Here is a 7,770-nt window from a genome sequence, read left to right on the forward strand (position 1 = left end):
GATAATTCACGACCGGCAGGTAACTCTACCGGTTCCGGTCCTGATTGCGGCCTTCGCCGCCGGCCGGGGTGCCCGCCGTGCCCCGCTGCTGCTTGCCGGTGAGGGTATTGAGCACAGTCAGTTGCCGCAGCAGTCCCGTGACGGTGCCGCCGTCGTCGACCACCGCGTAGTCCGATCCCTCGAGCTGGGCCAGGTACGCCAGCAGTTCGGCGCCCCGGTCGGTTTCCTTGACGTAGGCGCCGGCAGTGAGCGGGTACGCGACAGCGGTAGCAGGTGTGGCGGCGGCCAGCGACGCGGGAACGTCCGCGGCGGCGGTTTCGTCAACGACGGCGGCGGGCCGCGCATCGGCACCGTAGAGCACGACGGCGGGCGCCCCGGCCGGCGAGTGCCGCAGCACGTCCGCGACCGTAGCGGCGTCCGGCAGGCCGATAGCCGGCTCCGCGAGGGCGGCGGCGTCGACCAGGTGCAGCCGGCTGCGGTAGCGGGCCTGCTGGATCGAGGCGGTGGCGCCGAGCCAGAGGAAGCTGCCCACCAGGACGGTGATGAGTATCAGGGAGGTGTCCGGGCGGTTGCCGCTGAGCAGCGGCAACGCCACGAACCAGACGGCGAGGGCGATCACGATGATCCTGCCCGCCCAGCCGGCCGCGATGGTTCCCTTCTCGTGGCTTCCGGTGGCCTTCCAGACCGCGGATTCCACCAGCCGGCCGCCATCCAGGGGCAGGCCTGGCAGCACATTGAAGATGCCGATCAGCAGGTTAGCCCACACGAAGATGTTCGCCAGGGGGTCCGCGAGGCCCGGAAGCGGGCCGGGGGCGACCACAAGCCAGCCCGCGCCGGCCAGGACGAGGTTCGCGGCCGGGCCGGCCATGGCCACCAGCACGGACTTCCCGGGCGAGGCGGTGAAGTTCTCGAACTGGGTGTGGCCGCCCCAGAGGTTCAGGACAATCTTGCTGGTCGGCCAGCGGTACATCCGGGCCGTCAGGGCGTGCGCCAGCTCGTGGACCAGCACCGAGAGCAGCAGCAGCACGGCGTACGCGAACGCGGCGAGGTAGGCGGTGGCCCCGGTTCCCGGGAAGTTATGAGCCAGGACCGGGCCGTAGGCGATCACGGTGAATGCCGCGATGACGAACCACGAGTAAGCCAGGATGACGGGGATGCCGGCGATCCGGCCGAGCGGAATGCCGCCGCGCAGGGAGAATGGGCGCTGCTCGGCGTTTCCCGGCGGTTTCTGCGGCGACGGCTCAGTCAAGCTGGCCACCGCTGCCCGCGCGCTCCAGCTCGACGATCCAGGATCCGGCGTCTGCGTGCCGCAGCGTGACGAGCTCCTCGAGGTCGGCGACGGTGCGCCCGGCCAGGGTGTCCCAGGTGGTGCGGCGCGGATCGTGCGGGAGCGGAACGATGTGCGGAATGGCCACCGTGACGACCCCGGAGGCCACGGCCGCGGCAACTCCGGGAACGGAATCCTCCAGTGCCACGCAGTGCCGGTGGTCCAGTTCGGGATCCTCCTGCTGCAGGAGTTCAACGGCCTTCAGGTACGCCTCGGGGTGCGGCTTGCCCTGCGTGACGGTGTCCCCGGTGACGAGGAATTCAAAATACGGCTTGGGCAGGCTGGCAATGATCTCGCGGGCCAGGGGCGCCTCGGACATGGTCACGAGGGCGCAACGGATGCCGGCCGTGTGCAGTTCGTCGAGCAGCTCCCGCGCCCCGGGCCGCCACGGGACCGACTCCCGGACCAGGCTGACGACATGCCCGGTGAGGGTGTCAATAATTTCGCGCTCTTCGAGTTCCACACCGGCTTCCTGCAGGATGCCGGCCGAGAACACCAACGACTGGCCCACGAGCAGCATGGCCTTCTCGTGCGACCATTCTCCGCCGTGGGCCGCGACCAGGGCGTGCTCAGCCTCGATCCAGTAAGGTTCGGTGTCGACGATCGTGCCGTCCATGTCCCATAACGCGGCTTTGAGCAGGGGCTGGGAGGCTGGGGATCGCATGCCCTCCAGTCTACGGTGTAGCCCCGGCCCGGTGCCCGGGGCTACGCCGTCGGCGAATTTCAGGGGACTTGTAGGGCCCGCCTGTCTGCGCTCCCCCGCAAGTTGGACGTAGGGTGAACACATGAATAGCTTCGAGCCAGACACCACCGAAACGGGCGTCACGCCCGAGCCGGAGCGGCTGCTGCAGCCCGTACCCGAGGGCCAGCGCATCACGGTGATGCTCGCGGCGTTTGAAGGATGGAACGACGCCGGCGAAGCCGCAAGTGATGCGCTGCGCTACTTGAACAAGCTCTGGGGCGGCAAAAAGGTCGGCTCGATCGATGCGGACGAGTACTACGATTTCCAGTTCACCCGCCCCACCATCCGGCGGACGGCGTCCGGCGAACGGAAGATCAAGTGGCCGTCCACCCGGATCTTCAAGGCCAGCGTCCCGGGCTCCAACGTGGATGTCATCTTCGTCCAGGGCACTGAGCCCTCGTACAAGTGGCGCGCCTATACAGCCGAGCTGCTGGTGCACGCCGAGGCGCTGAAGGTGGACTACGTCATCCTGGTCGGCGCGCTGCTGGCGGATGTGCCGCACAGCCGGCCCATCCCGGTCAGCGCCTCGACCGACGACGCCGCGCTGCGTGAACGGATGGACCTGGAAGCCTCCCAGTACGAGGGCCCCGTGGGGATCGTCGGTGTGCTCGCCGAGGTGGCCCTGCTGGCCGGGCTGCCCACGGTCTCGCTCTGGGCCGCCGTGCCGCACTACGTGGCCCAGGCACCCTCGCCGAAGGCGCAGCTGGCCCTGCTGCACCGGATCGAGGAACTGCTGCAGGTTCCGCTGGACACGCAGGAACTGGTTGAGGACGCCGACGCCTGGGAGCGCGGCGTCGACGAACTCGCCACCGAGGACCCCGAGATCGCGGCCTACGTCCGCCAGCTCGAAGAGGCCAAGGACACGGCGGACCTGCCCGAGGCCAGCGGCGAGTCGATTGCGCGGGAATTTGAGCGCTACCTCAAGCGCCGCGGCAAGGAAAAACCCTAAGGACGCGCAAGGCGCTGGCGCTACCAAAAAGCGCTGGCGACACCAGAATTCGGGTGTCGCCAGCGCTTTTTCGCGTCGCAGGACTTCAGCGCGCGGCGCGCCGCGCGCCGTGCCTAGAGTTCGACGCCGAGCAGGGCGTTGACGGCGTCGGCCACCAGCGCCGCATCAGCGGCGGAACCCGCCGGGCCTTCGGAACCGGCCGCCTGCGCGGCGGCGGCCCAGGCATCCACGGCGGAGAGGGCACGCGGGGCGTCCAGGTCGTCAGAGAGCGCGGCCCGGAGTTCCTCGATGAGCGGACCGGCGGACCCAGCCGGAGCAATGGCCACGGCGGCCCGCCAACTGGCGAGCCGGTCCTTGGCCTGGGCAAAGCCGTCCTCGGTCCAGGACCAGTCACTGCGGTAGTGGTGGGCCAGGATCGCGAGCCGGATGGCGCCCGGCTCCTCGCCCGCGGCCCGCAGCTTGGACACCAGCACGAGGTTGCCCTTGGACTTGCTCATCTTTTCGCCGTCGAGTCCCACCATCCCGGCGTGCGCGAAGTGCTTGGCCAACGGCACCCCGGCCAGGGAGTAGGCATGGCCGGCGCCCATTTCGTGGTGCGGGAAAACGAGGTCGGATCCGCCGCCCTGCACCGTGAACGGCGCGGGCAGGTATTTCTGGGCGATGACAGTGCATTCGATGTGCCAGCCGGGACGCCCCTCCCCCAGTTCGCCGCCGGGCCAGCTCGGCTCGCCCTCGCGGGCCACCCGCCACAGCAGCGGGTCCAGGGCCTGGCGTTTCCCGGCGCGGCCGGGGTCGCCGCCGCGTTCGGCGAACAGCTCCAGCATTTCGGCGTCACCCAGACCGGAAATGGATCCCAGCGTCCAGGCATCGCGCGCCTCCGCGGAGTGCTTCCCGGCCGCTTCGACGTCGTAGTAGACATCGCCGTCGGGCTCCCCGGCGGTGCCGGCCAGCCGGTAGGCCAGTCCGCGCCGCACGAGGGACTCGATGGCCGGAACGATCAGCGGGATGGCTTCGACGGCGCCCACATAGTTGTCCGGGGCTAGGACGTTCAGGGCTGCCATGTCGGTCTGGAACAGTTCGATCTGGCTGGCGGCGAGTTCACGCCAGTCCACGCCGGTCGCCGTCGCGCGCTCCAGCAGGGGGTCGTCGACGTCGGTGACGTTCTGGACGTAGGCGACCTGCTGGCGGCCGTCGCGCCACGCACGGTTGAGCAGGTCGAAGGCGACGTAGCTGGCGGCGTGGCCCATGTGCGTGGCGTCGTACGGGGTGATGCCGCACACGTACATGGACTGCTCCCCCGTTGCTTCAAGGGTGACGAGGCCGCCCTTGGCGGTGTCGAAAAGTCGCAGCGCGGGCATGCTGCCCGGGAGCTGGGGAACGGGGCGGGAAGTCCAGGATTTCACAGACCAAGACTAGTGCTAGGCGCTGATGACATTGAAACCGAGCAGCAAGTACAGCGCGAGGCCCAGACCTATCCGGTACCAGACGAAGAGCCGGTAACTGCGGGTGGAAACGTACTTGAGGAACCACCCGATGATGACGTAGCCCACCACGAAGGCGATCACGGTGGCGAGTCCGGTCTCGGGCAGGCCGTACGGTCCGGTGATGCCTTCTTTAGTGACCACCTTGTACAGCTGGTACAGGCCGCTGCCGAAGACCGCCGGGATGGCCAGCAGGAAGGAATAGCGGGCAGCGGCTTCGCGGGTGTAGCCCATCAGCAGGCCCGCGGTGATGGTGCCACCGGAACGCGAGACGCCGGGGATCAAGGCCATCGCCTGCGCGAGGCCGTAGAAAATGCCGTGCTTGTAGGTGAGCTGGGTCAGGTCACGTTCCTGGCGGCCGACGGCGTCCGCGACTGCCAGGATCATACCGAAGACGATCAGCGTGGTGGCGACGATCCAGAGGTTGCGGAGCACCGATTCGATCTGGTCCTGGAACAGCAGGCCCAGGACGATGATCGGAAGGCTGCCCAGGATCACGAGCCAGCCCATCCGGGCGTCCGGGTCCTGCCGGGACACCCGCCCGGCGAGCGAGCCGAACCAGGCCTTCACGATCCGCACGATGTCGCGCCAGAAGTACACGATCACCGCGGTCTCGGTACCCAGCTGGGTGATGGCGGTAAAGGCCGCCCCAGGGTCGGCGGCATCCGGCAGGAACGCCCCCACGATCCGCAGGTGAGCGCTCGAGGAAATCGGGAGGAATTCTGTCAGGCCCTGCACCAGGCCCAGAAAGGCTGCTTCTAACCAGTTCACGTTTATAGACCCTACGTTATGAACGTTCCGGAGCATCGTAAGCTTGCAGGCATGCAGCAGCGTTATGTCGGCAACAGTGGGTTGCGTGTGTCGTCCCTCTCCCTTGGCACCATGTCGTGGGCCGGTGAGACCGATGAGCAGGATGCCTCAGCCCTGCTGCGCACCTTTGTCGACGGGGGCGGCACGCTGATCGACACCGCCGCGTCCTACGCAGGCGGCCGCGCCGAGGCGATGCTCGGCAGCATGCTGGGTGACGTCGTCGCGCGCTCCGAAGTGGTGATTTCCACCAAGGCCGGGCTGACGACGTCGGGCCGACGCCACAGCGTCGACACCTCCCGCAACGGAATGCTGTCCGGCCTGGACGCCAGCCTTGCGCGGCTCGGCACCGACCACGTTGACCTCTGGTTCGCACAGGCCTGGGATCCCAATGTGCCGCTGGAGGAAACCCTTTCAGCCCTGGAATTCGCCGTGCGCTCCGGCCGGGCACGCTACGCGGGCGTCTCCAATTTCACCGGCTGGCAGACCGCCAAGGCCGCCGCCGTGGCCGGGTTCCCGCTGGTCGCCTGCCAGTCCGAGTACTCACTGCTGCAGCGCAAGCCCGAGGCCGAGTTGATTCCCGCCATTGAAGACGCCGGGCTCGGCCTGATGGCCTGGGGTCCGCTCGGCCGCGGCGTGCTGACCGGCAAGTACCGCGGCCATATACCGGCCGACTCCCGCGCCGCGCATCAGAAACTGGCCGGCTACGTTGAGCCGTACCTCGAAGGCAGCGCCAGCAGCGTCGTTGAGGCGGTGGCCATGGCGGCCAAGGGGCTGGGCCGGGCCGCCCTGGACGTATCGCTGAGCTGGCTGCTTTCCCAGCACGGGGTGGCCACCGCGGTGGTGGGACCCCGGACTGCCGTCCAGCTCAAGGAGATCCTGGACTCCTCGCTGGCGCCGCTGCCGCCAGAGATTGCCGTCGCCCTGGAGGACGTCTCCGCCGGAGCTTAGGGGCTTCCCCGGGAGTCTGCCGGCACGATTGATCTCCGGCTCACCCCCCTGCGTTCACGGTTGCATCCCAGCGGCAGGTGGCACCATTGGGAGATGACTCCTGCGAACGGCTTTTCCGGATTCTTTCGGCGTCCCCAGCCCATCAAGCCCAAGGCCGGGCAGGAATCTGTGTGGGACTACCCGCGGCCGCCGCGCGTCGAGCACCGGTCCGATCGGGTGGTCGTGCGGCTTGGCGAGCAGGTGATTGCCGACACCACCGACTCGGTCCGTGTCCTGGAGACTAGCCATCCGCCTGTCTACTACCTGCCCTTCGAAGCATTCCCTGTCGGGGTCCTTGTCCCGGCCCAGGGCACCAGCTTCTGCGAATTCAAGGGAGAGGCACAGTACTTCGACGTTGTCGCAGGTGGTGTTGTTGTCCCCCGGGGCGGCTGGACCTACCCGGAACCGGCCCGTGGTTTCGAGGCGCTCAGCACCCGGGTGGCCCTCTACCCGGCACATATGGACTCCTGCACGGTCGACGGCGAACGGGTCACCTCGCAGGAGGGTGACTTCTATGGCGGCTGGATCACCTCGCAGATCGTCGGCCCGTTCAAGGGCGGCCCGGGCACAGCCGGATGGTGAAAGACTCCGACGCGGCAACCCGACCAGCTCTTCACGAGCGGAAGTAGTGGTTGCGTCTCGGTTGCTGTTGGGGGTCGAGGTGGGGAGGCGGGACGAACCACGGGACGCCCGCGTGGGGCTCGATGGTCCATTCTTCTTTGTGGATCAGGTGGTGATGGTGTGAACAGAGCAGTGTTCCATTGTCGGTGCTCGTGGAGCCGCCGCGGGACCAATAGTCGATGTGGTGGGCTTCGCACCAGGGGGCGGGGATGGTGCAGCCGGGGAACGCGCAGCCCCGGTCGCGGGCGGTGATGGCTTTGCGGATATGCGGCGGGAAGACCCGGGTGGTGCGGCCGATGTCCAGGACGCGGCCCTTGGATCCGAGGAGGACGGGGATGATGTCGGCGTCGCAGGCGATTTTGCGGATGGTCGCGGCGGTGACGGGGCCGGTGAACGCCATGGTCCCGGTGCCGGTGAACCCGAGCGGGCCGGCGCCGTTGACACTTCCGGCTGCGTCGCCGGTGAAGCCGGTCGTGGCGTTGCCATGGAACTCTTCTGCGGTTGGTGGTGGCGGGCTCCCGACGGCTGCGTCGGTGCCCGCGGTGGGCCCGCCGCCCGTTTCCCCGGTGTCGGTCAGCCGGTGGAGGCGTTCGAGGAGGTCGCGGTAGTCGATGGTGACCATGACCTGGGGCCGGAGTCCGCCCGTGGCGGGCAGCCCGCCGGAGGCCATGGCGACCTTGCAGCCGCCGACGAGGCCGTCGAGGTGTTTCTGCGGCCGCGACCGCCGGTCCAGGACGTTCGGCACGAAGCCGTCCGCAGCCTCTTCGCCTTCTGATCCGTCGTCCGCTCCGCCGGGGGCAGCCCCGTAGGCGGCCGCGGTCCCCCTGGTGCGGGGGTTGGTGGCGGTGTTCAT

At 68.6% G+C, this 7,770-nt stretch carries 8 protein-coding genes; 3 read left to right on the plus strand and 5 right to left on the minus strand.

What is annotated here, in order from left to right; genetic code table 11:
* Positions 1-25 precede the first annotated feature (25 nt).
* Together ABLI39_RS15205 and ABLI39_RS15210 are read right to left on the minus strand one after the other, a co-directional pair.
* Positions 26-1,249, minus strand: a complete 1,224-nt coding sequence (locus ABLI39_RS15205) for a site-2 protease family protein (protein ID WP_349414291.1) — start codon at positions 1,247-1,249, stop codon at positions 26-28.
* Positions 1,242-1,991, minus strand: coding sequence for an HAD family hydrolase (locus tag ABLI39_RS15210; RefSeq protein ID WP_349414292.1), 750 nt, complete (start codon positions 1,989-1,991; stop codon positions 1,242-1,244). The genes ABLI39_RS15205 and ABLI39_RS15210 overlap by 8 nt, the downstream gene beginning before the upstream one ends.
* Before the next feature lie 121 nt (positions 1,992-2,112).
* Here ABLI39_RS15210 and ABLI39_RS15215 point away from each other — a divergent pair, with 121 nt between their 5' ends.
* Positions 2,113-3,018 carry a PAC2 family protein gene (locus tag ABLI39_RS15215; RefSeq protein ID WP_349414293.1) on the plus strand — a complete coding sequence of 302 codons (906 nt, stop codon included), beginning with the start codon at positions 2,113-2,115 and terminating at the stop codon, positions 3,016-3,018.
* A 113-nt stretch (positions 3,019-3,131) separates the two neighbouring features.
* Here the strand turns inward: ABLI39_RS15215 and mshC are convergent, their stop codons facing one another.
* Both mshC and ABLI39_RS15225 read right to left on the minus strand, forming a co-directional pair.
* The gene (gene mshC, locus ABLI39_RS15220; protein WP_349414294.1) at positions 3,132-4,421 is read right to left on the minus strand and encodes a cysteine--1-D-myo-inosityl 2-amino-2-deoxy-alpha-D-glucopyranoside ligase; all 1,290 of its coding nucleotides are present in this window, start codon (positions 4,419-4,421) and stop codon (positions 3,132-3,134) included.
* 15 nt (positions 4,422-4,436) lie between these two features.
* A complete protein-coding gene (locus tag ABLI39_RS15225) occupies positions 4,437-5,270 on the minus strand; it encodes an undecaprenyl-diphosphate phosphatase (protein WP_349414295.1) in 834 nt (277 codons plus the stop codon).
* Positions 5,271-5,321: 51 nt separating this feature from the next.
* Here ABLI39_RS15225 and ABLI39_RS15230 point away from each other — a divergent pair, with 51 nt between their 5' ends.
* Positions 5,322-6,257 carry an aldo/keto reductase gene (locus ABLI39_RS15230; RefSeq protein WP_349414296.1) on the plus strand — a complete coding sequence of 312 codons (936 nt, stop codon included), beginning with the start codon at positions 5,322-5,324 and terminating at the stop codon, positions 6,255-6,257.
* A 93-nt stretch (positions 6,258-6,350) separates the two neighbouring features.
* Positions 6,351-6,878: a DUF427 domain-containing protein gene (locus ABLI39_RS15235; protein ID WP_349414297.1), complete on the plus strand. Its 528-nt coding sequence runs from the start codon at positions 6,351-6,353 to the stop codon at positions 6,876-6,878.
* Between the two features lie 31 nt (positions 6,879-6,909).
* On the opposite strand, the gene ABLI39_RS15240 is transcribed toward ABLI39_RS15235, so the two are convergent.
* A partial coding sequence (locus tag ABLI39_RS15240; RefSeq protein ID WP_349414298.1) for an HNH endonuclease signature motif containing protein occupies positions 6,910-7,770 on the minus strand: 861 nt, incomplete at its 5' end.

Origin of the sequence: Pseudarthrobacter sp. B907 (assembly GCF_040137805.1) — a bacterium.
In the GTDB taxonomy this organism is placed as follows: Bacteria; Actinomycetota; Actinomycetes; order Actinomycetales; family Micrococcaceae; genus Arthrobacter.

Coding starts and splice junctions, on each gene's coding strand:
- ABLI39_RS15210 (WP_349414292.1), bottom strand. CDS start 1,991: ATGCGATCCCCAGCCTCCCAGCCCCTGCTCAAAGCCGCGTTATGGGAC.
- ABLI39_RS15215 (WP_349414293.1), top strand. CDS start 2,113: ATGAATAGCTTCGAGCCAGACACCACCGAAACGGGCGTCACGCCCGAG.
- ABLI39_RS15230 (WP_349414296.1), top strand. CDS start 5,322: ATGCAGCAGCGTTATGTCGGCAACAGTGGGTTGCGTGTGTCGTCCCTC.
- ABLI39_RS15235 (WP_349414297.1), top strand. CDS start 6,351: ATGACTCCTGCGAACGGCTTTTCCGGATTCTTTCGGCGTCCCCAGCCC.